At 60.6% G+C, this 24,656-nt stretch carries 18 protein-coding genes and 3 pseudogenes; 7 read left to right on the forward strand and 14 right to left on the reverse strand.

The annotated features are described in order from the left end of the window. Nucleotides 1-87 precede the first annotated feature (87 nt). Nucleotides 88-2,529 (reverse strand): DEAD/DEAH box helicase, encoded by a 2,442-nt coding sequence (locus YH62_RS28050; RefSeq protein WP_046797627.1) that lies wholly within the window; start codon nucleotides 2,527-2,529, stop codon nucleotides 88-90. Nucleotides 2,530-2,703: 174 nt separating this feature from the next. After that, a pseudogene (locus YH62_RS28055) lies at nucleotides 2,704-2,853 on the reverse strand (DUF736 family protein); the annotation flags it as partial. Between the two features lie 488 nt (nucleotides 2,854-3,341). On the opposite strand from YH62_RS28055, the gene YH62_RS30635 reads away from it, so the two are divergent. After that, nucleotides 3,342-3,515 (forward strand): hypothetical protein, encoded by a 174-nt coding sequence (locus YH62_RS30635; RefSeq protein WP_170253620.1) that lies wholly within the window; start codon nucleotides 3,342-3,344, stop codon nucleotides 3,513-3,515. A gap of 3 nt (nucleotides 3,516-3,518) precedes the next feature. Here YH62_RS30635 and YH62_RS28060 read toward each other — a convergent pair whose 3' ends face one another. The 5 genes from YH62_RS28060 to YH62_RS28080 form a co-directional block, all read right to left on the reverse strand. Beyond that, nucleotides 3,519-4,442 carry a zincin-like metallopeptidase domain-containing protein gene (locus YH62_RS28060; RefSeq protein ID WP_046797628.1) on the reverse strand — a complete coding sequence of 308 codons (924 nt, stop codon included), beginning with the start codon at nucleotides 4,440-4,442 and terminating at the stop codon, nucleotides 3,519-3,521. Nucleotides 4,443-4,717: 275 nt separating this feature from the next. Next, complete coding sequence (locus tag YH62_RS28065) at nucleotides 4,718-5,305, reverse strand: hypothetical protein (RefSeq protein ID WP_046797649.1); 588 nt, start codon at nucleotides 5,303-5,305, stop codon at nucleotides 4,718-4,720. A 385-nt stretch (nucleotides 5,306-5,690) separates the two neighbouring features. Continuing rightward, complete coding sequence (locus YH62_RS28070) at nucleotides 5,691-6,002, reverse strand: hypothetical protein (RefSeq protein WP_046797629.1); 312 nt, start codon at nucleotides 6,000-6,002, stop codon at nucleotides 5,691-5,693. Next, nucleotides 5,999-6,892, reverse strand: a complete 894-nt coding sequence (locus YH62_RS28075) for a hypothetical protein (RefSeq protein ID WP_046797630.1) — start codon at nucleotides 6,890-6,892, stop codon at nucleotides 5,999-6,001. Before YH62_RS28075 ends, YH62_RS28070 begins: the two co-directional genes overlap by 4 nt. Continuing rightward, on the reverse strand, nucleotides 6,889-8,646 hold the full coding sequence (locus tag YH62_RS28080; protein WP_046797631.1) for a ParB/RepB/Spo0J family partition protein: 1,758 nt from the start codon (nucleotides 8,644-8,646) through the stop codon (nucleotides 6,889-6,891). The genes YH62_RS28075 and YH62_RS28080 overlap by 4 nt, the downstream gene beginning before the upstream one ends. Before the next feature lie 631 nt (nucleotides 8,647-9,277). On the opposite strand from YH62_RS28080, the gene YH62_RS28085 reads away from it, so the two are divergent. Continuing rightward, nucleotides 9,278-9,460, forward strand: coding sequence for a hypothetical protein (locus YH62_RS28085; protein WP_170986376.1), 183 nt, complete (start codon nucleotides 9,278-9,280; stop codon nucleotides 9,458-9,460). Between the two features lie 132 nt (nucleotides 9,461-9,592). Here the strand turns inward: YH62_RS28085 and YH62_RS28090 are convergent, their stop codons facing one another. The 3 genes from YH62_RS28090 to YH62_RS28100 all read right to left on the reverse strand — a co-directional run bounded on the left by YH62_RS28090 (nucleotide 9,593) and on the right by YH62_RS28100 (nucleotide 16,539). Continuing rightward, entirely contained in the window at nucleotides 9,593-14,683 is a 5,091-nt protein-coding gene (locus YH62_RS28090; protein WP_046797633.1) for a DEAD/DEAH box helicase family protein, read from the reverse strand. A gap of 89 nt (nucleotides 14,684-14,772) precedes the next feature. Then, a complete protein-coding gene (locus YH62_RS28095) occupies nucleotides 14,773-15,378 on the reverse strand; it encodes a DUF1419 domain-containing protein (RefSeq protein WP_046797634.1) in 606 nt (201 codons plus the stop codon). Between the two features lie 66 nt (nucleotides 15,379-15,444). Continuing rightward, nucleotides 15,445-16,539 (reverse strand): DUF3991 and toprim domain-containing protein, encoded by a 1,095-nt coding sequence (locus tag YH62_RS28100; RefSeq protein WP_245282234.1) that lies wholly within the window; start codon nucleotides 16,537-16,539, stop codon nucleotides 15,445-15,447. Between the two features lie 402 nt (nucleotides 16,540-16,941). Here YH62_RS28100 and YH62_RS28105 point away from each other — a divergent pair, with 402 nt between their 5' ends. From YH62_RS28105 to YH62_RS28115, 4 genes are all read left to right on the forward strand, one after another. Further along, nucleotides 16,942-18,123, forward strand: a complete 1,182-nt coding sequence (locus tag YH62_RS28105) for a tyrosine-type recombinase/integrase (RefSeq protein ID WP_170986378.1) — start codon at nucleotides 16,942-16,944, stop codon at nucleotides 18,121-18,123. A gap of 221 nt (nucleotides 18,124-18,344) precedes the next feature. Beyond that, a complete protein-coding gene (locus YH62_RS29250; protein WP_052760556.1) occupies nucleotides 18,345-18,797 on the forward strand; it encodes a tyrosine-type recombinase/integrase in 453 nt (150 codons plus the stop codon). Between the two features lie 144 nt (nucleotides 18,798-18,941). Next, a complete protein-coding gene (locus YH62_RS30375) occupies nucleotides 18,942-19,082 on the forward strand; it encodes a hypothetical protein (RefSeq protein WP_156177010.1) in 141 nt (46 codons plus the stop codon). 40 nt (nucleotides 19,083-19,122) lie between these two features. Further along, nucleotides 19,123-20,079, forward strand: coding sequence for a tyrosine-type recombinase/integrase (locus tag YH62_RS28115; RefSeq protein WP_245282235.1), 957 nt, complete (start codon nucleotides 19,123-19,125; stop codon nucleotides 20,077-20,079). 67 nt (nucleotides 20,080-20,146) lie between these two features. Here YH62_RS28115 and YH62_RS30640 read toward each other — a convergent pair whose 3' ends face one another. After that, the gene (locus YH62_RS30640) at nucleotides 20,147-20,314 is read right to left on the reverse strand and encodes a hypothetical protein (RefSeq protein WP_035227145.1); all 168 of its coding nucleotides are present in this window, start codon (nucleotides 20,312-20,314) and stop codon (nucleotides 20,147-20,149) included. Nucleotides 20,315-21,026: 712 nt separating this feature from the next. Further along, nucleotides 21,027-21,212 (reverse strand): annotated as a pseudogene (locus YH62_RS29880) (IS5/IS1182 family transposase); the annotation flags it as partial. An 85-nt stretch (nucleotides 21,213-21,297) separates the two neighbouring features. Between YH62_RS29880 and YH62_RS28130 the strand changes: the two are divergent. Further along, the gene (locus tag YH62_RS28130) at nucleotides 21,298-22,494 is read left to right on the forward strand and encodes an IS256 family transposase (protein WP_046797639.1); all 1,197 of its coding nucleotides are present in this window, start codon (nucleotides 21,298-21,300) and stop codon (nucleotides 22,492-22,494) included. Nucleotides 22,495-22,560: 66 nt separating this feature from the next. On the opposite strand, the pseudogene YH62_RS29885 reads toward YH62_RS28130, so the two are convergent. Both YH62_RS29885 and YH62_RS28135 read right to left on the reverse strand, forming a co-directional pair. Further along, nucleotides 22,561-23,174: pseudogene (locus YH62_RS29885) on the reverse strand (IS5 family transposase); the annotation flags it as partial. 144 nt (nucleotides 23,175-23,318) lie between these two features. After that, nucleotides 23,319-24,644, reverse strand: coding sequence for a hypothetical protein (locus tag YH62_RS28135; RefSeq protein WP_046797640.1), 1,326 nt, complete (start codon nucleotides 24,642-24,644; stop codon nucleotides 23,319-23,321). Between the last annotated feature and the right edge of the window lie 12 nt (nucleotides 24,645-24,656).

The following is a 24,656-nucleotide window of genomic DNA, read 5'->3' on the forward strand; positions in this document are numbered from 1 at the left end:
TCCCTCGTCCAGGGCGACAAGGGCGAGCACAAGCTCATCTGGTCTCGCTGACCAGAACCACGGCGCTCCGCTCAAAGCGGGGCGCCCTCATTCGATCACATAGCCCAGCGCGCGATAACCCAATCGTCGCTTTGCGGCCATCCGGGCCAGCACCGGAACGGTGCTGTCGACATAATCGACGACCAGGACGTCCCGCTTGCCATCATGCTGGCGATGCAGACGGCCGACATACTGCGCCAGAGTTCCCTTCCAGGCGATCGGCATGGTCAGGAACAACGTGTCGAGCCGGGCGTCATCGAAGCCTTCCCCGATATAGCGCCCTATCGCAAGTATCAGACGCTCATCATCGTCTGCGACATTCAACGCCGTGTTGGCTTGCTTGCGATCCTTCGCCGACATGCCACCGCGCAGCACCACCAGATTTTTCACGAACGGCGAGAACTTCTGCTGCAGATAATCGAGGTGATCCTTCCGCTCCGTAAGAAGGATGGGCGAACGTTTTGCCTCGAGGGATTTCAGCACGTCATCGAATATCAGGTCATTTCGGCCTTGGTCCTGCGCAAGGGCCGCATAGATCGCTGGCATTGACGGGCGCTCTGCCGAGACGAGCGACGCTGGCAACTCAAACTTCGTCGAACGGTCGCGGGCACGGTGGCGAATGCCACGCTCGGCAGCTTGAACTCTCGCATCGACCCGATGGCGAACGGGCCCGCATTGCATGAAGATAATCGGATGATGTCCGTCTTTTCGGGCGACCGTCGCTGACAGCCCGACGACATATCGCGCCTTCGATCTGCGAGCGACAAGTTCAAAACTTGCAGCGGACAGATGGTGGCACTCGTCGACAATCAGATGACCGTAATTGCCGACGATGTCATCGACCTCGCCATTCCTAACCAGGCTTTGGATCAGCGCTACATCAATGATCCCTGTCGGCTTCCTTTTCCCGCCACCGATAGTGCCGATCTGCTTTGGGTCGATGCTCAAGAAGGAACTCAGACGCTCAACCCACTGGGTGAGAAGCTCCCTGCGGTGAACAAGAACAAGCGTGTTGCGGCTTCGATGTGCAATGAGTGCAGCTGCGACAACTGTTTTGCCGAAGGCGGTCGTGGCGGCGAGCACGCCGTTATCGTCGACGACAAGAGCATCAAAGGCCCGCGATTGTGGCCGTCGCAGTTCCCCTAGGAACGAGACGCCGACGGGTAGCGCGTCTCCGTCCTCGCGGTGATCCTCCAGAATGGCCGTCGTGCCATGGCTCTTAATGAGCTCAATTGCTTCGTCGAAGCAGCCTCGTGGCAGCGCGACATGGCGTGGATGAAGCTCGGCACAGGAGATGATCCGCGGCTTGCCGAATGTCGGCAATCGCATTGCTTGCGCACGATAGAATTCCGGGTTCTGGAATGCTGCCAGGCGCACGAACTGCGCAATCAGCGCGGACGGAAGCTCGGTCCTATCAATGTAAACCTGATCAGCGATCACGACCTTGATGCTTTGCGGGATCGCAGCCTCAATTCGCCGCGGCTCGCTACGACGTGACGGCAACATCTTCCACGGCTCATCGGCATGTTCGTCATCGACTGGCATACGGACGCCCAAGACCCGCCCCGACAATTCGGCTTCGTCGGCAATCCTGAAGACTTCGTCCGCCGATAACCTGGGCAAAGACGACAGGTATGCCCACTGGTCATCGTAAGGTCGTAGGTCGCCATCGACAAAAACGCTGTTGCCATTTTCACGGGCTTTCCTTTGCAGAGGAAGCGCGATCAGATTGCCGAAGCCGCCAAGTGGCATCGTGTCCTGGTTGGGGAAGAAACGGTCGTAAGACGTGAAGCCGATCTCAGGACGGTTTTCCATCGTCTCCGTTATTAGCGCGGCACCAAGTTGTCGTGCGATCTTTGCGGGAACGGGTTCGGAGAAGAATATCCAGACATGGCCACCGTTTCCAGACCTCGACCGTTCGAGGGCAGCGGAAATTCCTTTTGCACGGCAAGTGGCCAGCAGAGCTCTGGTGTCGTCTACCCAGCTTTCCTTGTCGAAGTCAGCAGCAAGGAACCAGCATGTCTCGTCCTGCAGCAATGGATATACGCCGGCAACAAAGTCACTTGAACGGGCATCTCCGCCACGAAGGTGCTTTTCGATGATATCCTCGGAATATGGGATGAACGCCTGATGCGGGCAGTCCCCACATTTCACCTTCGGCTTGCCGCAGATTCCTTTCGCCCACTCATTAGAACAGGCCGGTGAATAGCCGGAGCGTCCGTCCTTCTTGTTGTTCCAGCCAACCGGAAAGACGTCGGGACGTCCGGCAAACAGCTGCCGGAACAACTGCACCTTTTCCACTGACGGTGAGCTGTTTGTCACAGGAGCATCTGCGAAGACCGGCTTATCTGCGTGGGCCTGGCTATCGGAAATCAGCTGCTGCTTAAATGCTTCCAGCTCACGCTCAAGCGCCATCTGCTCGTCACTCAGTTCGGCTAACCGCCGTCGAATGCGAGCAATGTTCTCCCAAGCATCATTCTTTTCCGCCAACTTTGCAGCTTTCGCCTAACTGATCGTGGGTATCAGCATAGGCCAAACGCGTCCCTATTTTAAGACGCACTATCCATCACCGCCTCCGGGATTATGCGGAGCAGGATCCGCCGAAATCATCGGCAAATACAGCCTTCAGCGACCGGCACTCCGCATAATCACCGTCTAAGCATAATCGACGCTGCCGGCGTAGACGCGGAACTGCGGGCCCTTGTCGGAGGGGTTTTCGACCCGGGCGATGCGGGCCTTGACGTTAAGGGCGAGCGTGCGGATGGAGCCGGTGAAGCCGTTTTCGGTGGAGGTGAATGTGCCGATGGTTGCCATTGTCGTATTCCTTTTCTCATGTTCGGGCCACGCCCATCGCGGCCTCGATGGCTGTCGCAAAGACCGGTGACGATCGGACCGCACCCAATAGGGCCGTAATGCAATGAAGGGCGGCAAGTCGCAAATTTGTTAGTCGGAGAGGAGGAGCCTAGCTGGGGTCCCCACTCGACTTGTCGAGTGGGGTAGGTTGGCTCCGGGGTAAGAAATTTGCGGAATGCCGTTGCGGGAAGACGATCGAGGCGCAGCCGGTCTCCGGTCAGACATGCCTCATCGAGCCCGCAGATGGGTTGCCGGAAACTCTAGCGTGAAGGGATATGGCAATGGTGTTCCGCCGCTCTCGCCTGGGCACGAATGGCATCTTGCGCCATCCCCCGCTTCGACCGTCGTTGCTGATTCAGTCGGGACACAAGTTCGTGCAAACATTGGCTCGCTTGCCCGATCTCCCAGTGAGATATCGTTGCATTCGCGAATCGCAGCCCGGAGGATCAATGCGCCAGCAGACCAAGCCGTTCATCGTCGAACGTAGACCGACCCGCAAACCCAAACCCGACGCTCAAAAACCGTCAATCTGGGGAAGGCTGGATGCTGACATCGCACAAGGTCTGAAGGACCAACGGAACATGGAACAGGGGGCCGCCACTGGTGGTGACGACCGCGCCTGAGCGTCAGGCGGCAGCCTTCACATCCGCTTCCGGCTGCAAGGAATGCAGGAAACTCACGGCGCGCTGCGCATGGGCTGCCGCCTGGAAGATCGCCCGCTTGTCGTTGGCCAGCACCGATAGCCACGACTGAAGATAGGACGCATGATCCGGCCGCGGCTCGAGCTCCGGCGCGATGCCGAGATCGGCGCAGAGAAAGCAGCTCCCGAGCTCGGCAATGAGTTCTTCGCGCGCGCGCTCCGTCCGGTCCTTCGCATAGCGCGATAGATCTCGTCCGACGCGATGTTCCGCCGCCGTCCAATGGGTCGCCTCATGGCTGAGGACAGCCGCGTGGCCGGCAGCATCGCGAAACGCTTCGAAGGGCGGCATCTGGATAAAGTCCATGACCGGTGAATAATAGGCCTGATTGCCACCGTGCCGGATCACGGCGCCGGTGTTGCGGAAGAAGAGATCGGCGCGCTCTATTCGCTCGACAGGATCCCGGATCTTGGCCGGCGGGGCATGATAGGTGTCGGGCAAACCGTCGATCTGCTCGATATTGAACACAGAATATGCCTTCAGGAACGGAATTTCCCGATCAACATCATTGCCGTTTCCGTCGGCTACCGACTTTGTGAAGCGGCTGGCAAAGACGACGGTCGAGCCCGTTTCGCCTTTCCGCACGGCCCCACCCAGCTCGAGCGCCTGTTTGAAGGTCATCCACATCGAGGAGGAGAAGCCCCGCGATACCTGCTCCGACCACAGGAGCAGCACGTTCATGCCGGAATAGGGCAGGCCGTTGTGGCGCATCGGTCGGCTGATGCGACTATGCGTGTTGGCGGCGCTCCATGGTTTCATCCAGGGGCGCACGCCCTGTTCGAGATCTTCAACGATCCGATCAGTGATCCGCGTGTAGATATCCGCACGGTCCGATTCCGATTTCTTTGTCATGAGTTCTTCTCCTTTTCCCAGGACCGCGCCTGTCGCGGTCCGTCACGGAGGTCCGAAGTCAGGGGCCGATGGCGCGGCCATGCACCGGAACGGCCGTAACAGCGTGGAGGACGGCAAAGCCGTTGCATGGGCGCCCGGCTCCTGCAGGACCGCCGAGCGGGACGGGCCGCAATAGGCGCGTCTTCAGCCTTTCTTCTCGAGATGGAAAAGGCCGGCGCCCACGAGCGCCAGCCTCGGAACATGAAGAAAGAGCGGGGTGCGACCCCGCCAATGTGTTATACGAAAGCGGCCAACTGAGCTTCGGCCGCTTTGCGGTCGAGCGATGCGCCCGGATTTTCGACCGGCCGGTCGAAAGGTTTCCAGGTCTCGCCGATGACCTGTTCGTAAGCCGCGACGGCGCCCTCGGCTGCCATGCGCAGCGCGTGCGATTGGACACCCATGTCGGCCGCGAACTCCCGCTTGCGCTGGGCAGCGCTGTCATAGCCGACCGGACCATCGAGATCCTCGTCGCGGGCATCGTTGGACGCCTTGGCCGTTGCGTCGCGCGCCTCTGTGACGGCGCGGGAGTAGAATTGCCCGGCGCCATGCGCGGATCCGACAAAGGCCCCGACGATGCGCTGGAGGTGGATCTGCATCGCCTTCTCGCCGAGGCCTTCGGACAGGCTTTCGGCGGTCTCGACGATCAGCCGCTCGTGAAGGCTGCGGATGCCATCGCTGTCGACGACTGCCGTGCCGAAGCTTGTCGCGATCTTGGACGCCTGGGTGGCGTCGGGGCAGGAGAGGCGGACCATTTCGAGGGTTGCGCCCTTACGGAGTTGCGACGACCTGGCGTTGGAGCGGTTGGGGGTAGAGGGCTTGGCCATGTCTGTTCCTTCCTTGGTTGCGAAGCGGTTCCGGCCCGTGCCGGTCTGCCCTTCGATGCGGACGACCAGGAACCGGCAAGGGACGGGCGGCTTCACAGGTTCGATCCGGCTGAGCCAGCAGGGCAGGGTTGCGGGCCAGCAGGTCTTGACCTGAGCAGACCTCGCGAGCCTGCCCTCGCGCAGAGAGGCTGGATCGGCCGCCCCGCGGCGCGACAGCGGCCTTGAAACGACCGGCCGCCGGTTCAGACCGCAGCGAACAAGAAGGGCAGTCCGGCACGGGTCCGATATCAATCCCAAGGCAAGCGATAGACATGGCCAAGCCCCCAATGACGATGACGTCGAAGCCGGGTAAGGACATCGCCTGGTCCTTTCGCCTCGGGTCTTCCTATATCGCCGGATGCCGCACAGGCTCGCAGTCGCGATGCTGGAACGCCCCGATGACTTGCTCCTGCATCGCCAGCGTGCAGACGAGCGTGTCGAGTTCGCCCCAGCGCTCGAAGGCAAAGCGGTCCGCAAGCTCATGGTAGTGGGGACGGGGACTGGACCGGCGCCGCACGCGGCTCCGGACCTTCACCGTGGTCGCCTGTCTTCCGGCGCGCGCCGCAATCTGACGGGTCAGACAATCGAGATGCCGCTGGGTCTCGCGCCGGGCGCCGATTGCTTTCGCCAGCGGCCTCAAGAGGCGGATGTCGATCATGACCCATCCCCCCGGTTTCGCCAGCCAATGAAGGAGGAGGGGCCATCATATTCAGGGTGGCGAGCGAGATCGATGACGAAGCCGAACCGCCCCCGCCCCGCATATTCGTCGCTTGCCACCAGAAAACGGCGTTCTTCACCACCGCGGATATGGCCTCCGCCGATCTTCGCCACGACCTCCGTCATGCCGGGGCGCTGATCGGACAAGATTGCCGACATAGCGATGTAGTCCGCCGCATGGCGTTGACCGAACGCCCGGCGATCCCTGGCCCAGCTCTCACCCTCGGCAAGCGGGCAACCGCGGATCGTCTCCCAGACGTCGGGCCAGGTATTGCGGAAGGTCTTTTCTGCCATCGACCGCTCGTAGGCGGTGAACAGGTCCGGGAAACTGATCGCGACGATCGCCCATTCGCAGTCTTCCTCGTACCAGGGCATATCCTTCCGCAGCAGCGGATGGACCTTGGCATTGCGCTCTGTCGACAGATGGAAGCCGCCATGCCCTGATGTCATGTGGGCGACGACGCCCACTGCGTACACGACCGCCATCTGCGATCCGCCCCATGGTGTGCTTACCGACATGCGGGTTTGCGCGCGGTGCAGCTTGGCCACATCGCGTTTGTGATCAGCAGTCTCGGCAACGCGCGCCCGGAACTCGGCCTCATCGGCAACCCGGCCGTCATGCCCGATGAATTCTGCCCGCGTCAGATCGGCGAGTGGCCGACGGATCGCACCGGCGCTTGCAACAAAAGCAAAGCCGCTGGGTGATGTGACCATGGCAAGGACCAGGTCACCGATGCGGGCCAGGGGCAGGCCGTCTGCGCTGGTGGCAAACTCCACCCCCGAAAGATCGGGGGTGGAGTTTGCAATGTTCGACTGGAGGGCGGCGGTCATGCTGCATCCCTCAGATCGACATCTTCATCATAATCATCATGACCGGGCAAATCCGCATCCTGCGGCTCGCCACCGACCGCATCGTCGGTATCGTGTTCTGGCTGATCTACTGATAGGTCATCGAGATCGCTGTCGCCGTGATTTTGGGACCCCGCGTCAATGACATCCGTGGCGGCGCCTGCCCGGATCCAGTCCAGCAGTTCGTCAGCCGGCGGCGCGAAGCGGGCCGACGCATGCACGAAGTGCTTAGTTGCGAAATGCTCGACGAGCGCTGTACGCGTCTCGCGGACCTTCGGGCGCGGCTGGACCGATGCCTCAGCGCAAGAGGCTTCCAGTGCCTGCCGCGACAGGCACATGAGGAATTCTTCAGAGCCCATGTTTGGCAGGAACGCGTCGGCGCCGATCGCCTCGCCGGCGATGCGCGCGACCATGCCGCTGTTCGACATTCCCCGCCTGCACGAGAGGACGTCGATCAGCACCGAGCGGGCGGCGACCCGAAGCGTGTCCTGATCGAAGGCGAGCTTGCCATGCTCGTCAAACAGTCCGACGGCATGACGCGAGAAGCGCTTGCCGCCGTAGAAGGTGCCATCTGCGCCGGAGTCGATGCGGACATTCTGGCCGGCGAACGCCAGGACCATCAGCGCCACCAGCATATCATCCTCGATCGGCGCGCGACCGAGCGCATCGTGCAGGGCATCAGTGCGGAAATCGCCGATCATGTCGTGGCCCTTCTGCGTGACGTCGGGCCGGGCTTTCGGCGTGGCGACTGCGTCGGTGTCATCGCCGCCAGTGACCGATCCGTCGCCAACAGCACCCTTCGGCTTCGCCGCCTCGGGCATGCGGTAGTGCACCGTCTGGACCTTGCCGTCACGATCGAGGTAGAGCGCCGTAAGGTCGGACTTGGACGGCTTGCCGTAAACTTGGGATCCCTTCTTCGGCAGTTCCGGCTGGCCCCAGCTGTTGACCTCGACGATCGCGCCGCGCTTCGGCAGGTTGCTCGTCATCCATTCGTGCTGGGCGCCAAGAAAACCTTCGACATTGGTGGTGTAGCGACCGTCCTCGTCGGCCGGTGCGAAGAGATCCTCCACCCATTCGATGCCGTAGGCCTGAGCCAGATCGTCACCGAAGCTCGCGTCCCTGGCATACATGCGCTTTTTCGTCAGCGCATTGGCGATCTGCCACCAGGCAGCGGTGTCACCCTTCTTGGGGCGGTTAGCCTTCCAGACCTCCTTCTGGTCGACCTGGCCCGCCGCCGCGATCACCCGCAACTGCTGCTCGGACGGCATGTCACCCAGCGCCATCTGCTCCAGCATAGCTGGCAGCACATTGGCAAGCAGGCGCAGCTTACGGATCTGGCGGACAGGAAGAGCGAGAGCGACGGCGATCGCTTCCTCGGTCCAGCCGAGAGCAACAAGGCGTTCAATACCTCGCCATTGGTCTACCGGATTGAGCGCTTCACGGACGCTGTTCTCGACCATGGAACGCATCGCGCCATTGTCGTTGGCTGCATCAACGACGAGTATTTCGATTTCTTCGAGACCGGCCGCGATGGCGAGACGCACCCGACGATGCCCGGCGTCAATGATATAACCATTTCCGCCATCCGTTTCCGGAGCGACCACCGGCGGCTGAACGATGCCGACGGCCTTGATCGTCGCCAGCATCAGCGCATCGGCCTGCGGCGACGACTTCGACTGGCGCATTCGGTCGGGGTTTTCCTTCAAAGCGCGCGGGTCAACCTTGATGATCTGCATGGGATTTGTCCTTGTCTAGAGGGTTCCGGACCGGCGCCATGCCAGCCCTTCCTGTCTTCATTTTTCTCGAAGACACCTCCCGGACCGCCGAACGGCCGGACTGACGCAACTGCGGCCGAGCATCCCTGCTGCGAAGGACGAGCGGGGCTGACAGCCCTGCGAAGAACGAGTAGCCGGGATGGCGCAGGCGGCGGTTGAGCGCACGCGTCGGCAGGAGGACCGATCTGCGACCGGTTCTTTCCCTCCTCCTTCTGTTCCATTTTTCCATTAGAAGAGCGGTCCACGTACGCCGAGGCGCGAACGACATGAAAAACCTCGACCGGAAACCGAAACGCAAAAGGGCGCTCGACCCGCGAGGGGAGCGCCCTTTTTCTGATCCCGGACGACATCAAAAGCCACAGCGATTGCGGCGGCAGGACATCATCTGAACGGGAAGTGATGCTCAGATATTGTTGATGGCAGGAAAATTCAAGTCGCGACCGTGAACACTCGCTGATAAATGTCGCCGTCGTCCAAGAGTGCCAGTCGAGGAAAGATGCATACAGATCCTGCAACCCGGAGGGCCATCGCACAACGCGCCATCGATCGCGCGAGGTCCCGTGGTACGCCGATCGACGAGGACCCAATCTTTATGGCTCTGCTGGATGCATGGATCAGTGGCGACATCGACATGTGTACGATGCGCGAGCGCTATCTCGACAGTTTTTCTCGCAAGGAAGAACAGCACCGTGGTCGTCAGCCTGGCCAGAATGAGATATCTCTGGATGATAATGTGCAAGAAAAAAGGGCCGACGGAGTAACCCGCGGCCCATAAAGTGTGGAGATCTTTGACCTCCAGAGGGGAACAGCTGCGGCGGCGGAACTGGGAGGAGACCGCCATATGCATCAGCTGTAGGCTTTATGCCTGATTTTTGACCAATCGGAAAACATTTATCGTGCAATGCAGCTATGCGGCCAGTGCGTTGGTCTCATTGCCGAGGTCAGCCGCCAGCTGCGTTTCGATGTCACGTAGTTCACGCCTTTTCCGTTTCAGGTCGTCAGCGAACGCAAACGCTCCTCCGTCTCGCGAACGGTATGAGGCCAGCCGGCACTCGGCCTCTTCCAACCGCCGGCGATACTGAAGCTGTTCCTGCTCGAAGCCGTCGAGTCCGTGCTCCAGCCGTGAGATGGCGCCGAGCGGAGTCACCGTGATCGCCAGGTCGATCTCGTAATCGGCTCCGGTGCGTTGGAGCAGCGTCTCGTAGCGATAGCTGCCACCCTTGCCGAACCTCTCACCCTCATAGACGAGATCGAAGCCGCCGATCGTGGCAAGATGCACATCGCCCTCATGCTGAAGCTGTAGAAGCGTGAGGATTTCCTTCATCAGCGCGCGACCGGCCTCCTTGCGCTCGGCATGTTCTTTACCGAGCACCGTCATAGTGAAGGCATCGCCTGTGGTCGACTGTAGCCGCGCGATGTCCTGGCCGATTTCCTCAATCCGCCGGGTCGAGAGCTCGATTTCGCGCTCTGCATCACGCATCTGCCGGCGAACGGCGTATTGATCGTCCTCGTGGGCGGCCCGCAGCCGTTCGAGCCGTGCGATATCGGCTTCCAGGCCTGCCTTCTGCATCAACCGTTCATCGCCGGATGCGATCGCCTTCGCCATGGCGAACTGGTTGGCCGCCCCTTCACCAACATCCTCCAGTCGCCTGATCGAGGTGTCGCCAGACAGGGCCGCGGCAATGAACCGGGCTTTGCGCTCATTGTTCTGCCACATGCTGGCATCCAACGAGCCTTCCGTCGCATAGGCGAAGATATCGACCTCGTCGTGCTGGTTGCCCTGGCGAACGATCCGGCCTTCCCGTTGCTCGATCTGCGACGGCAGCCAAGGCACATCCAGGTGATGGAGCGCCTTCAACCGAAGCTGGGCGTTGACGCCCGTGCCCATAGTTTCCGACGAGCCGATCAGGAAACGAACCTTGCCGGCCCTGACATCGCCGAACAGTCGCTGCTTGGCCTCGGTCTTCTTGAAGTCCTGCATGAAGGCGATTTGCGGGGCGGGCACGCCGAGCCGGACCAGCTCGTCGCGGATAAAACGATAGGCCGAGAAGCCGCGGGACTTCTCGACATTGATCGTGCCGAGATCGGAGAAGATCATCTGCGCAGCCCCTGGTAGATCGAAGTCTTTGCCGTCGGGGCGTCGATAGATCGCCTCGCCGGTATCCTTCCAGATCCCGTAGGCATTGCGGACGAGCAGATTGAGCTTGTTGTTCTCCTCGTTGTCGGTCGCCGGCATGACGAAGCGCAGGTCGATCGCCGCATGGCGCCCATCAGTGATGACGGACAACAGAATGTCGTCGCCCGACTTGGCGGGCCCCTCGCGCTGCTCGATCGCCTTGATCCTGCTGCCGAGGGTCTGCTGATAGGTCTTGAACAGCGCCGTCGGCTTGGCCGTCATGATCTGCCGCCGGCCGGTCGAGATGTTGGGCACCTTCACGTATTGCCGCAGGTCATTCGGCATCACCACATCGGCAAACGAGCGGAACATGGCGATCAGCTCGGGCACGTTGACGAAGGAAGCAAAGCGGCTGACCGGCTTGTATTTTCCCGATGGCTGGATTTCGAGTTCGGTGGTCGTGTCGCCGAAGCAGGAGGCCCAGGCGTCGAACTCGTGCAATCCGCGCTCAGAAAGTGCCGCATGACCGAGCAGGCGCTGGATGGAGAACATCTCGCCAAGCGTATTGGTGATCGGCGTGCCGGAGGCAAGCACGAGCGCGCGGCCTGGGTTCCGAGTCTCGATGTAGCGCGATTTGACATAGAGATCCCAAGCGCGCTGCGAGCCATTCGGATCGATGCCCTTCAGCGTCGACATATTGGTGGCGAAGGAGAGCTTGCGGAATTCCTGCGCCTCGTCGACGACGATCTGATCGACGCCGATCTCGGAGATGGTCAGAAGGTCGTCCTTGCGGGTCGCCAAGCCTTCGAGCCGCTCCTGAAGACCTTCCTTCAGCCGCTCGAGGCGCTTGCGCGAAACGCGGTCCTCGCTGTCGACCTTGGCCATCAGGTCTTCGTAGAGCTGCAACTCGTCCTGGATCATCTCCTGTTCGAAGGCAGAGGGTACCGCGATGAAGCGGAACGCCGAATGCGTGATGATGATCGCATCCCACGTTGCAGTCGCCGCACGCGACAGAAACCGGGCGCGCTTGTCCTTGGTGAAATTGGTCTCGTCAGCGACGAGAATGCGGGCATTCGGATAGAGGCTTAAGAACTCGCGCGCCGCCTGCGCCAGGCAATGGCCAGGCACGACCAGCATGGCCTTGGCGATCAGTCCAAGCCGGCGCTGCTCCATGATGGCCGCCGCCATCGTCATCGTCTTGCCGGCGCCGACGGCGTGAGCGAGATAGGTCGAGCCATCGGCAATGATCCGCCAGATGCCGCGTTTCTGGTGCCCATAAAGAACAAAGGCGCCAGAGGCGCCGGGAAGTTTCAGATGAGAGCCGTCGAATATGCGCGGCGCGATGTTGTTGAAACGGTCATTGTAGTCGCGGGCCAGCCGGTCGGTTCGATCCGGATCGGTCCAGACCCAGTCCTGGAATGCCTGCTTGATCCTTTGGAGCTTGTCGCGCGCGGCTTCGGTATCGACAACATTGAGCACCCGGCGTTCGCCATCGGCATCCTTGAAGACGTCGAAAATCTGCGGGACTCGACTGTTGAGCGCATCGGCAAGCAGCTCGCCGGCATGCCGGCGGCTGGTGCCCCATTCGGATGTGCCAGCGGCGCTATAGCCGAGCTGACGAGCCTCGACTGTCCATGAACCAAGCTCCGGCATATGATGGATGCGGATATCTGCGTCCATCTTTTGCCTGACGAAGGCGACGACATCGGCGGCCGGGATCCAAGGTGCGCCGAGACGGGCGGTAATGTCGGAGGGGCGCAAGTCTGCCGGCTGAACGACTGCCAAGGCGCGCACGTTGCGCTCATACGTCGGATCGAGCTCGGCTGCGGCCTGCGCGGCAGCGAGCTTTGTGCGGACGGCCCCTGAGAGATATCCGTCTGCCGTCTTCCACGATCCATCGGCCGGATCACGGAAGATGGCGTCACCCAGTTCGTCGACCACAGCCACAGGATCGCTGTGCAGCAGCTCAGCGACATGGTCGATATCGACGTGGCCTCGTTCATTCAGAACGACGGCGAGCGCATCTGCAGGAGACGTGATCGTCGGCGCCGCGGGCGGAGCAATCACGCGTTCGGAAAAAATCGCACCGGGCTTCGCGGTGTCGGTCTCCAGATCGTAATCTTCGATTGAGGCCACAAGCCAGCAATCCGGGTCGTCGCGGAAGGGAGCCAGGTTCGGCTGGCGGTGGGTCTCCTTGACCTCACCGGTCCCGGCATCTTCCTGGATCAAGACTGTTGTGTGGTTGATCGGCCCGAAATCGCGCACAAAGCTCGACCAGGCGATGCGCAATCGCACCTGGAGATCGCGCCATGGCCGATCGGTTTCCTGCGCCTTCAGGACCTCGCGCACTGCATCGCGGATCGGGATCAGCTTTGAGACGATCCGGACGTACTTTTCCGGGACCCCATCGCCTGAGCGCCCCTTACGGACGGTGACCGGCACGGTGGATCCGTCGAGCATCTGCATCAGACCCTTTGACCGGTCGAGGAAGAAGCTGCCCTCGCGAACAGTCCCGCACTTCGGCTGCAGATCGACGATTTCGCCGAGTTCTTCCTCCAGATCAATATCGATCGGTGTCGGTTCGCCGTCATAGAGATCGGCCGGCAGAAGCTCGATGGCAGTGGCAATGGCGGCTTCGAGATCCTCTCCATCGCGTGGGCGGCATGTGTAGGTCTCGCCGAACGGGCCGGAGGTCAGGGCGTGTGTGCCGAGCACGAGGTCCGGATGCCGACCAAACCAGCGATTGACCCTGATGGCGCCTTCGTCGTCGGTGGCCGGCGTGATCTCATCGACATCGAGCCACAGCTGATTTCCCTCCGGCTCTCCGGGCTTGCGCTTGCGGAAGAAGAGGATGTCGACGACGACGTCCGTGCCGGCGTCGCGACGGAAGCTGCCCTCGGGCAGGCGGATTGCTGCGATCAGGTCGGCGGATTTCGCAATATGCTCCCGTGCCGTGGTATCGGCCTTGTCCATGGTGCCATGCGATGTGACGAAGGCGGCGAGCGCGCCGGGCTTCAGCAGGTCAATCGACCGGGCGATGAAATAGTCGTGCAAACGAAGGCCAAGCGATCGGTAAACGCGGTCCGAGCGGACGGTGCGATCAGAGAAGGGCGGATTGCCGATGGCGAGATCGTAGATCGGAGCCAGATCCGTACGGGCAAAGTCGCCATTTATGATCCGCGCCTTCGGCTGAAGCAGGCGGGCGATGCGAGCGGTGACCGGATCGAGCTCGATCCCGGTAACATAGGCGGCGTCACGATAGGGCTCTGGCATCAGGGCAGGGAAGAGCCCCGTGCCGATGCCAGGTTCCAGCACCCGGCCGCCGCGCCAGCCCAGTTTTTGGACCCCAGCCCAAATTGCCCTGATGATGAATTCCGGCGTGAAATGCGCATACTGGGTGCAGCGGGCAAGCGACGCGTAGTCGCACTCGGAAACCGAGGTCTCCAGCAAAGAACCAATATCGTCCCAGCCCTGGCGGAAATCGACCTCGCCCGGCCGACGGAACATGCCATTGGCCAGTTCGCCGGCGCCGAAGCCGGTGAAACGGATCAACTGCGCCTGTTCTTTTGGCGTCGCCGGCCGGTCCTGCTTGGCAATGCCGTCGGCGATGAGGATCGCGGCGACATTGGCGCGGGCGCGATCTTTCCAGGAGGACGCCAGCTTGCGGTCGCCGTCCAGATAGAAGTTTGCCCGAAGCCTTGCGCGCCGGACGGGCGTGGTAGCGACGGGGACGGCAGGAGCAGGTGCTGGCGGCAGGGGATCCGGATCGTCATCATTGGCGGCATTAGACGAAAACCCGCCGAACGCTGTCACACCAAGTCCGAGGCCGGCGACAAGCACATTCGAGCCGAACATGTCGAGCGTGAAGGGATCGTTGCTCATGGGAAAGCTCCTTGAAATGAGGGCGAGCGCCATCGCTCGGCCACGGAGAAGGCCGCTTAGGGCGCGAAATTTGCGAATGATGATCTGGCTCAGGCGGCCAGGGCTGAGGGGAAGTGGCGTAGATGCACCGGCAGCTTGGCCGCGATCTCGTCGTCAGACAGGGTGTCGAGCAACTTCAGGAACGTGCCTTCACTGCCACCGTAGAGCATCACCGTGCGATGTCCTTGCATCTGCTTCGGCCAGCGGTCGCCGGCATAGCCACGATAGTCGTCGGTCGTCGTGCTCCAGATGTGCTCAAGCCGTTCTTCGCGGCTCATCGCCCGGACTGGTCGGGTTTCGCGGTCAACGATTGCGGTCCGCATCGCCTCCACAGAGTTCGGGTCCGAGAGGTCGCAGTAGGTGTGAAAGTAACGGACCGCTTCGTCGATCCGGATCGCGTAAAATACCGAGGTCACCGACCCGGTCATGAACTCACGCATCGCAAAGATCGGCCCGCGCATCCAGAGCGGCGGCAGGATATCGAGCATATAGGAGTAGGAGGTTTCATCGATCTCGAACCATTCGCCGGCATAGACGGCAGACTGGTCGCCATCAAAGCGGTCCGGGCGCATCGCGTGCCTGTCGAACATCCGGAACATGTCGGCGCGCTTGGCCGCTCCTTGAAAGATTTTGCGGGGAGGGGCTATAGAGGTCATCAGCTTGATCCTTTTCGGGGTTTTGGACCGAAGGCAGCACAAGTCGTTTCAACCTTGCCATTCTCTTCAGTCCTTCATGACCCCTTCCACGCTGCCGGCCTCGTGTCCGGCCGGGTCAAGGGCCGGCGCATGCCGGGCGAAGCCTCCCTTGATGCGGCCGGCGCGCATGCGGCAGGCCCCGTTATTCCCTGCGGTTTTCCTTTCCCGTTTTTCACTTTCCCTGTTTTGGAGAACCTCGTTCCAATCCTCCGCCGGCGGACGGAGCCGCTGCCAGTCGCAGCCGGACGCCTCGGCGAGCGCGCGCAGTCGCTCGGCGTACACATCACCCTGAGAATTGGCATCGGTCGCGGCCACCAGTGTCAGTCCCGGCCGCACAGCAAGTTCGGCAAGCGCCGCGTCTGTCGCCGGAGACCACCCGCCGCCAGTGCTGAGATAGAGAGTTTGCTCGCGCGAGCCCTCGAGCGCTGCGAGGCTCATCGCGTCGATCGCGGCCTCGGTAACGCAGAGACGAGAGGCATCGCTTGGTCCAAAACGGAAAAGAACCTTAGAGCCCCCGGTGGCGAAGCCACGCCAGTCGGTACCGCGCTCTTCCCAGCCGACGACGCGTCCCTCGCTATCGACATGGGCCGCCCACATACTGCCGAAGGGCCCTTCCCGAAGGACACCCGCTCGAATGGCCTGCCGGGCGATGGCCGTCGGGATCCAGCGCTCCCAGCACAGATAGCGCCAGGCACCGGATCCGGGCGAAGGCGAGCGCCGGCTGCGCCAACGGTCGCCAATGTCTTTTACTGGCACTGAAGACCGCGAGGACTTCCATTCCGACCGGGAGAGTTGATACCCGACAATTGACGCGACCGCTTCCGTTGCGGACGGGAATGAAATTCCTTCCAGGAACATGGCAAGTCCAAAGACATCGCCTTTCTCATCGCTGAGCGGATCGAACCAGCCGCGTCCGTCATGCGTGACAATGACGATGTTGCCGCCACGCCGGTATTTGACGGCGCGTCGCGTGCTTTCCTTAATATCGATGTCGTAACCGGCCTGCTCCAGTACGGCTTCGCAACTCACCTTGGCGCGCAGCGCCTCCAACTCTTCTCTCTTCATTGTTTTCCGATCACTTGTCGATCGCCCTTCTTTTCCAATCCGCATACCTGCGGCCATCCTCGTTTCCGCCGCGAAGAATGGAGGGGGCAAGGGCGCGGCAATCAAGGTGCAGATTTGCACCGGCCGCGGCGGAGCTTCCCTTGCGGCCGACAGGTCGCCAGCGGCAGGGACATGCGGGTCTCAATGAGACCCGCGGGGGAAATATTCGTGCTTATGCTCACCTCCGCATAAGCATGAATATGCGCCGTGGTGACTTATGGTCACCTCATGCTCAAACGCCCTGCCTGGCAGGGCATTTCCGCTTTTCAACTGCACATAATCGGCTCGCTGAGCCGCGCTCCTCAGCGTCGGGCAGAGAAACGGAGGCAACCTGGCAATTGCAACTCTGAACAGAACAGGAGAACGCAATTGCCGACCCCACTACACCTCCGTCTTCGAACCGAAGACCCCGGAAACATTTTGTCGCCGCTCGCCCGGATGGTCCAAGACCATTGTGAGCGCCGTGATTATGAGGCCGCGCGCCGGCGCCAGTACACCGCCGTCGTGCTCCACTTTGGCTATTGGCTGGCCGACCGTGATGTCGCCATGGACAGTTTTAGCACCGATCACATTGAGGCGTTCCTTGCTGAGCACCAGAACGGCTGCTCCTGCTTCTGGAAGATGCGCACGGGGGTGAAGGCGATGCGATACGCTTTGAACCTTGCGGTGAAAATGAGGGCGCTGCGCCTGATCCCACCCACGAACCTATCGGCGATTGATCGCGAAGTCCTGGCATTCGACGCCATGGTCGCCGAAGTTTGGGGTTTGTCCGAGGCTTCACGCCGCAAGCATAGCAATATCGTCCGGCGCCTTCTCGTTGGAAGTGTAAGAGACGGCCGTGTCGATATGGCCGACCTGACCCCCTTGCACATCCGACAGTTTGTGCTCGGCGGGAACAGATGGAAGCCTGCCACCATTCGTAGCTATGCGGGCTCGGTCAGATGCTATCTACGATATCGAACGCTGGTGGGCGATGACGTTCGTCGCTTGAAGAGAGCCATACCAGCGCCGGCGATGAGAAGCCCGACCAAACTTCAAACAGGCTTCAGCCCTGCGGAGCTGGAGCAATTGTTGGAGGTCTCGGCGGAAATCGGCCAAACCCGAAAAAGAGTTCATGCCATCGTAAGGTGTTTGGCCGACCTGGGAATGCGGTCAATCGAGATAACTCGCCTGACGCTCGATGACATCGACTGGGAGAAAGGGCTGATCCAGGTGCCCTCCACCAAGTCACGCCGGTCCGATCCTATGCCGCTCCCATTCGCGACCGGTGAAGCGATCGCCGACTATATCGTCCACGAGAGGCAAGCCACGCAACACAGGGAAGTCTTCGTCCGGCATGTAGCGCCTATCGGAGAGCCGATCACCCCGCGCGCGGTGCAGCGATCGGTGTATGCGGTTTACGAGCGGTTGGGCTGGGACTGTACCAGAATCCATATCTTCCGCCACACGATTGCGAGCCGCCTGGTCAACGGCGCCGTGCCGATGAAGCAGGTTGCGGACGTGATGCGGCACAGGAGCGTGGTGACAACGGCGGGCTATGCTCGCGTGGATCAAAACAGGCTGGCGGCCGTGGCCCTGCCGTGGCCGGGAGCGCGGGCATGACTGGATCAACAACGATGCTGTCTCGCGCCGAGACCTACCTTGCTTACCGCTGAAACCTTGGCTTCAAGCTGAAAACTGCGGGGAGGCAGATCATCTCCTTTGCCCGGTATGCCGACGACAGAGGACACGAAGGCACCCTCTCTCCCGATATCGCGCTCCGCTGGGCAAAGGCCAACGCGACTATTGCCGACCCCTTCACCTGGGCAAAACGCCTGGAGGTGTTGAGGCCATTCGCCACCTTTCTCGCGGCAGAGTACGGCGAAACCACTTTCCCAGCCACCAACCCCTTCGGTCGCACGAAACGTCGGCTTGCCCCGCATATCTTTACTATCGAAGAGATCACGGCCATCATCGCCGAGGCGCATCATATTCGCCGTGTTCAGGCCGCCGGGACGCTCATGATGCCCGCCCTGGTCGGGCTGCTGGCTGCGACCGGCCTGCGGATATCAGAAGCGCTCAGTCTCCAGCTCCGCGATCTGGATCTTGAAGCGGCGCAGATTTTAGTCCGGGAAGCGAAATATGGACGTCAGCGCCTTGTCGCCCTCCACCCGACCTCGGTTGCCGCGCTCGAAAATTTTCTTGATCGACGAAACGCGATATTCCCATCCAGCCCGACCGATCCGGTCTTCTTGAGCGAACTGTCCGGCAAGATGCTGACCTACATGAACGCCTGATATGCCTGGTTCCGGATTACCCAGAGATTGGGGATCCGGCCGCGCGGTGGCCATCCGTTAGTGCGCATCCATGACCTTCGCCACAGCTTCATATGTCGCCGGCTTATCCTCTGGCAGCAGAGTGGAGCCGAGATCGATGCCGCGATGATGATGTTGTCCACTTATGTCGGGCACGTCAATTTACGCGATACCTATTGGTATATCGAGAGTGTGCCCGAGCTCATGGCGATTGCCGGCAGTCGCTTCGAAGATGCGGCTATCGTCGGAGGCGACCTCGATGACTGACACCGCGCCTTCCTTTCCAACCCTGCTGCAGCGTTTCTTCGTGGATCATCTGCGCCAGCAACGAGCGGTGAGCCCCTGCACGGTCGCGGCCTATCGGGATACGTTCAAGCTACTGCTGGCCTTCGCGGAGAAGCGGATCGGGAAATCCCCGACCGACGTGACCTTGCCCGACCTCAACGCCGACCTAATCCTGGCCTTCTTGGACCACCTTGAGCGTGAACGGGCCAATAGCGTCAGGAGCAGAAACGCCCGCCTCTCCGCCATCCGCGTATTCCTCAAATATGCCGCACACGAGGATCTAACCGCCTTGGCGGTGATTGAGCGCAGCCTCGCCGTCCCGCAGAAGCGGCACGATAAGCCTGTGCTCGGCTATCTCACCCGGCCCGAAGTTCACGCGATCATCAATGCACCTCATCCAAAAACCTGGGCCGGCCGCCGGGACCGAGCGCTGTTCGCGTTCCTCTACAACACCGGCGCACGCGTGTCCGAGGCCATCAACCTTCAGGTCGGCAGTGTCATTCTGGAGACTGCACCGGTCGTTCACCTGCATGGGAAGGGACGGAAGCGCCGAAGCGTGCCGCTCTGGAATGAAACCGCAAGAACCCTAAAGCGATGGATACAGGATCTCCGTGATTGTCGGCCGGACGCGTATCTCTTTCCCAATAGTTCAGGCGGTCGGCTATCCCGCTCCAGCGTAAGGCAACGCCTCGACCTCGCCGTCGATACTGCCGGCCGGGACATTCCATCGGTCAAGGCGAAACCGATATCGCCACATACCTTCCGGCATACGACCGCAATGCACCTGCTGCAGTCCGGCGTCGACCTTACTGTGATCGCGCTTTGGCTCGGGCACGAGGACACAAGCACAACGCATATCTATATGGAGGCCGATCTTGCAATGAAGGAGGAGGCACTCAGCCGGCTTCAGCCGGTCACCGCAACTGGCGTACGCTATCGGCCGCCTGACAAGCTTATGCACTTCCTGCAATCGCTCTGATTATGTGCTGCTTGTCTGCCGGCAGCCGCCCGCTCATCCGGGCAGCTGCTCGTGGGCTGAGCATAATCTAGAACGGCGCATATTCATGCACGATCTCAAGATCGTCTTCGTCATCGAGTTCGTCGGACGGAAGGACGCCGAATTCGTCGCCGGATTTGAACAGGGTGACGGGAACCATGAGAATGCGGGAAAGCGAAAATGCGTGGCTTTGGGCGAGTGCAAGATCCTGTGCCATGTGAGAAACCTCCGTCCGGAGCGGGCCAATCCCGCTCGATGGCTCCTCAAAGGACCGGGGACGGTCGCGATCACCGCGAAGCCGAAGGCGCAAGCGGCGGCAGCTTGCTAGCCGACCCCGATAGTGGGTTGATCGACGGAGATCCGGACATGGTCCAGGACGCCATCCATAAAGAGCGGGATTGGTTTGCTTCGGCGGGAATTGAGGTATCCGGCACAGATCGTTCACGGAAGCCAGCTCAGCATTTGTTGCCGAGCACCTGTCTGACCAGCCCACCAGTCAGCGACGGCCGGCTTTCTCCTGATCGGACAAGGCCTTGAGAACAGCGAAGTCCATCTCAGCGCGTGGCTCTATCCGGGCTATCTCGCTGGCGACTTTCGACCAGTGCCAGAACTCGTCGAGATCACCACTGGACCGGCTATGCAACGCACGGCGCTGTGCTTCGTAGTAGGAGCCGGCTGGATCCGAACTTGCGAGAAGCCTGGCATCAGCCTGCCATCGCCGCCCTATTGCCCGGCGATGTGCGAGCCATCGTGTGAGGAAGTGGATCATCAATCTCTCGAGACCGGTGGCGATATAGGCAAGTTACCACAAACTCGATGGAGAGGCATTAATATATTGATATTCCAACATCTTAGAGAAAATCAGATAATCGTTATTATGGAACAAAGCCGCTATGCTCTTTTGCGGAAGGTGTGTATATTCGCAAGTTTTAGGATGCGGACTCATTAGCTGAGGCGATCCATGTCCTCGTTGCGGCAAGTTTGAGGGCGGCCATGTAATTGTCTGCACGCCGGTCGTATCGTGTCGCAACGCCGCGCATCTGCTTGATACGGTTGAAGAAGCGTTCCACGAGGTTGCGCTGACGGTAGACCCAGCGGCTGAAGGATCGTGTCCCATGGAGTGGTGTAGCTGGATTTCATAGCCATCGGTGATTTCCGGTAGGGTCGGGTTGCTTATGACCAACCTGAGGGACACCACCGATGACCGACGACATGATGAACCTGCGCTCACTCGTTGAGAAGAGCGCTGATGCCGATTTGCTGCGCGAGATGATCGGCTTTGCTGCCGAGAAGCTGATGGCGCTGGAGGTCGGCACGAAGACCGGCGCGGCCTATGGCGAGAAGAATGGGTTCCGGCTTGCCCAGCGTAACGGCTATCGCGACCGGGATTGGGAGACGCGGGCGGGCACTGTCGAGCTGCGCATTCCCAAGCTTCGCACAGGCAGCTATTTCCCGAGCTTTCTCGAACCACGCCGAATGGCCGAGAAGGCCCTGACGGCGGTAATCCAAGAGGCCTATATCCAGGGCGTTTCGACCCGATCCGTCGATGACCTCGTCAAGGCGATGGGCATGAGCGGCATCTCCAAAAGCCAGGTATCCCGGCTGTGCGAGGAGATCGACGAGAAGGTAAAGGCCTTCCTCGACCGTCCCATCGAGGGCGAGTGGCCATACCTCTGGATCGATGCGACCTACCTCAAGGTTCGGCGCGGTGGTCGTATTGTCTCCGTCGCCATAATCATCGCCGTTGGCGTCAACACCGACGGCCGACGCGAGGTGCTCGGCATGGAGATCGGTACGTCCGAGGCCGAGGCAATCTGGACCGAGTTTCTTCGAAAGCTGGCCAGGCGGGGTCTGCGTGGCGTCAAGCTCGTCGTCTCCGATGCGCATGAGGGCATCAAGGCCGCAGTATCGAAGGTGCTCTCCGCGACCTGGCAGAGGTGCCGGGTTCACTTCATGCGCAATGCGCTCGCCCATGCGGGAAAGAGCGGACGTCGCGTCGTCTCCGCCTTTATCGCTACGGCCTTTGCCCAGGACACACCAGAGGCGGCGAGCACTCAATGGCGCAACGTTGCCGACCAGATCAGGCCAAAGGTACCGAAACTCGCCAGTCTCATGGACAGCGCCGAGCATGACGTGCTCGCCTACATGACCTTTCCCAAGCAGCATTGGGCCAAACTTCACTCGACCAACCCGATCGAGCGTCTCAACGGCGAGATCAAGCGGCGCACCGAGGTCGTCGGCATCTTCCCCAATGATGACGCCATCGTCAGGCTCGTCGGCGCGCTCCTGCTCGAACAGAACGATGAATGGGCCGTCCAACGATCCCGCTACATGACACTGGAAACCATCGCCACAATGAGCGATGATCCGCTTATCAGCCTGCCAGCAGCAAGCTGACACTCATCCGCCCCTCTGGGATGAGCCGTGGTCGTCTAAGCTACACCACGTCCTGGGACACGATCGGCTGAAGCTGAATGTCTGCTTTCGGTTGGCCTTTGCAGGGATGTTCGCCCAGCATTTGCGTTGTTTGGCAAAGTTACGAATTGCGTCGGTGTCATATGCCTTTTCGGCGAGGATCGTCGCGCCGGGCCGTAGGTCGCTCAACAGCTTTTCAGCCATTGGTGCATCGGCGGCTTGGCCGGCGGTGAGTTCCAGCCGAACCGGTCTGCCATCTGCATCGACAAGAGCATGGATTTTTGTCGTCAGGCCGCCGCGCGAACGTCCCATGCAAGGATCGGCAGAGCCCCCTTTTTAGCGTTGGCACCATGCTGGTGAACACGAACACAGGAACTGTCTATCATCACTATGTCTCCATCGTAACGCTTTGAAACGGCGTCTAGAAGACGATCCCAGACGCCTGCCTTACGCCAGCGGGAGAACCGATTATAAAGCGTCGTGCGCGGGCCATAACGCTCCGGCACATCTCGCCAGGACGAACCAGTCCTGAAACGCCACAGGATGCCATTGATCACTCGGCCATCATCGACACGACGTTCAACTCCACGGCTATTGGTCGGCAGGAGTGGTGCGATGATGTCCCATTCTTCGTCGCTCAATTCGTGACGGCGCATGGCAATCTCCTTTTACGGAAATTGAATCACACACCGTCAATAAGATGAACCCAATTTATGGGGACACTGCCTAGTAGGAATATATAGTATGCAAGTGGTCTGCGGATGACAGCGGCGGTCGATGGAGTTGTTATCGGCCGCCGTCGTCCTTCACGGCTTGGCCGGCAATCTTTCGGTTGTCCAAGCGGCGATGTAGTCGAACAGGTTCTTCTGGGAGTTCGCATAGGCATTTTCAGGCCCGCACAGCTTGCAGGGCGCAAAGCCGTGGTTTGCTCCTTCGATGTAAATCAGATCCCGATCCTTGGCGACAGAATGCTCGTAGATCTCTTCGGAGTCGCGGATAAACAGATATCCCGTCATTCCGGCGACTAGGGTCGGGACCGTTATTTTCTCCACGGCGCAGATCGTGGAATTGTTGGAAGAACAATGATCGATACCGTCGAGCGAATTGGTCGAGCGAACCGCTTGCGTCGTCAGGAAGGACGTCAGCGTCAGTTGCTTTGTGCCCTTACCGAAGGAATTTGTCGTCTGCTTGGCGTCGAGTTCCGGCGGGCTGACGGACGTGACAATTTCCTTGACGATGGAAGCGTCGTTTTTGATCAGCTTCTGCGGTGCCCGCGTCTGTCTGAGGGCGATCGCGGTGTCCATGCTATGCAATTGCGATGCACCACCCGGGCCGGCTCCCGGATTTCCGCCATGAGGAATGAAGAAGGCTTCATCATCCGGGTAAGGTCCTTTGCCTTCCTGAATTTTTCGTCTCTCCGCCAATGCCTTGTCGATGAGCGCGTTCATGCGCAGCGACTGTGCCTGATAATACCGTGTCTGGAAATCCTTTGGATAGTGGGAGGATCCCGATGGATTATACCCGTTCTCAGTTGCATATGGATCGAGTTTTGCGTCGAATTTCCCGGGTGTTTCGTCCATGACGGAGCCATTGAGGCTTCGCAGCAGAATGACCGGTACGCCAGGATGGGCGTCGGCCAGAACGATCGCATCCGCCTTGGGAAGGCCGGCCAGATCGTCTCTGCAGGGCACAAGCTTCTTCGGATCCTGACAGAAGGACAGGCCTGCTTCGGCCACCGCCTGATAGAAGCTGAGCGTCGGCCCCCCTCCGCTATGGCCCAGCAGCACGACATAGCGAATACCCGGCTGCTTGCGCAGGAACTCCACCCCAGCCTTGACGTCCAGGGCGATCCGGTCCCAATCGACCACCATCTCGTTGTTGTTGAAGCGGGTATTCATGCAAAGCGCCGCGAACCCGCGCTTCGGCATTTCAGCGCATGTCGGATGGGTCAGATAGTTTGCAGTCCTGTGGATCGCCAAAAAGGCAACCGTCGCCTTGCCGTCTGCCGGCATGTGAAAAATACCGGACGCGGCGCCAAAGCTGACATATTCCGGCGGCGGCGCCGCGAGCGCCAGGTTTGCCGAAAGGCACGCCACGCCGGCGCAAATCAGCGCATAGATGGTTTTCTTCAAAGTCGAACTCCT

The sequence above is a fragment of the Rhizobium sp. LC145 genome (genome assembly GCF_001005825.1).
Taxonomy (GTDB): Bacteria; Pseudomonadota; Alphaproteobacteria; order Rhizobiales; family Rhizobiaceae; genus Neorhizobium.

Bases quoted from the DNA above. Each gene is read 5' to 3' on its own strand.
- YH62_RS30635 (WP_170253620.1), top strand. From the start codon at position 3,342: ATGCGCCAGCAGACCAAGCCGTTCATCGTCGAACGTAGACCGACCCGC.
- YH62_RS28065 (WP_046797649.1), bottom strand. From the start codon at position 5,305: ATGGCCAAGCCCTCTACCCCCAACCGCTCCAACGCCAGGTCGTCGCAA.
- YH62_RS28100 (WP_245282234.1), bottom strand. From the start codon at position 16,539: ATGGCCGCAGGTATGCGGATTGGAAAAGAAGGGCGATCGACAAGTGAT.
- YH62_RS28130 (WP_046797639.1), top strand. From the start codon at position 21,298: ATGACCGACGACATGATGAACCTGCGCTCACTCGTTGAGAAGAGCGCT.
- YH62_RS28090 (WP_046797633.1), bottom strand. From the start codon at position 14,683: ATGAGCAACGATCCCTTCACGCTCGACATGTTCGGCTCGAATGTGCTT.
- YH62_RS28085 (WP_170986376.1), top strand. From the start codon at position 9,278: ATGGCTCTGCTGGATGCATGGATCAGTGGCGACATCGACATGTGTACG.
- YH62_RS30640 (WP_035227145.1), bottom strand. From the start codon at position 20,314: ATGGCACAGGATCTTGCACTCGCCCAAAGCCACGCATTTTCGCTTTCC.
- YH62_RS28070 (WP_046797629.1), bottom strand. From the start codon at position 6,002: ATGATCGACATCCGCCTCTTGAGGCCGCTGGCGAAAGCAATCGGCGCC.
- YH62_RS28075 (WP_046797630.1), bottom strand. From the start codon at position 6,892: ATGACCGCCGCCCTCCAGTCGAACATTGCAAACTCCACCCCCGATCTT.
- YH62_RS28060 (WP_046797628.1), bottom strand. From the start codon at position 4,442: ATGACAAAGAAATCGGAATCGGACCGTGCGGATATCTACACGCGGATC.
- YH62_RS28095 (WP_046797634.1), bottom strand. From the start codon at position 15,378: ATGACCTCTATAGCCCCTCCCCGCAAAATCTTTCAAGGAGCGGCCAAG.
- YH62_RS28080 (WP_046797631.1), bottom strand. From the start codon at position 8,646: ATGCAGATCATCAAGGTTGACCCGCGCGCTTTGAAGGAAAACCCCGAC.
- YH62_RS30375 (WP_156177010.1), top strand. From the start codon at position 18,942: ATGATGATGTTGTCCACTTATGTCGGGCACGTCAATTTACGCGATACC.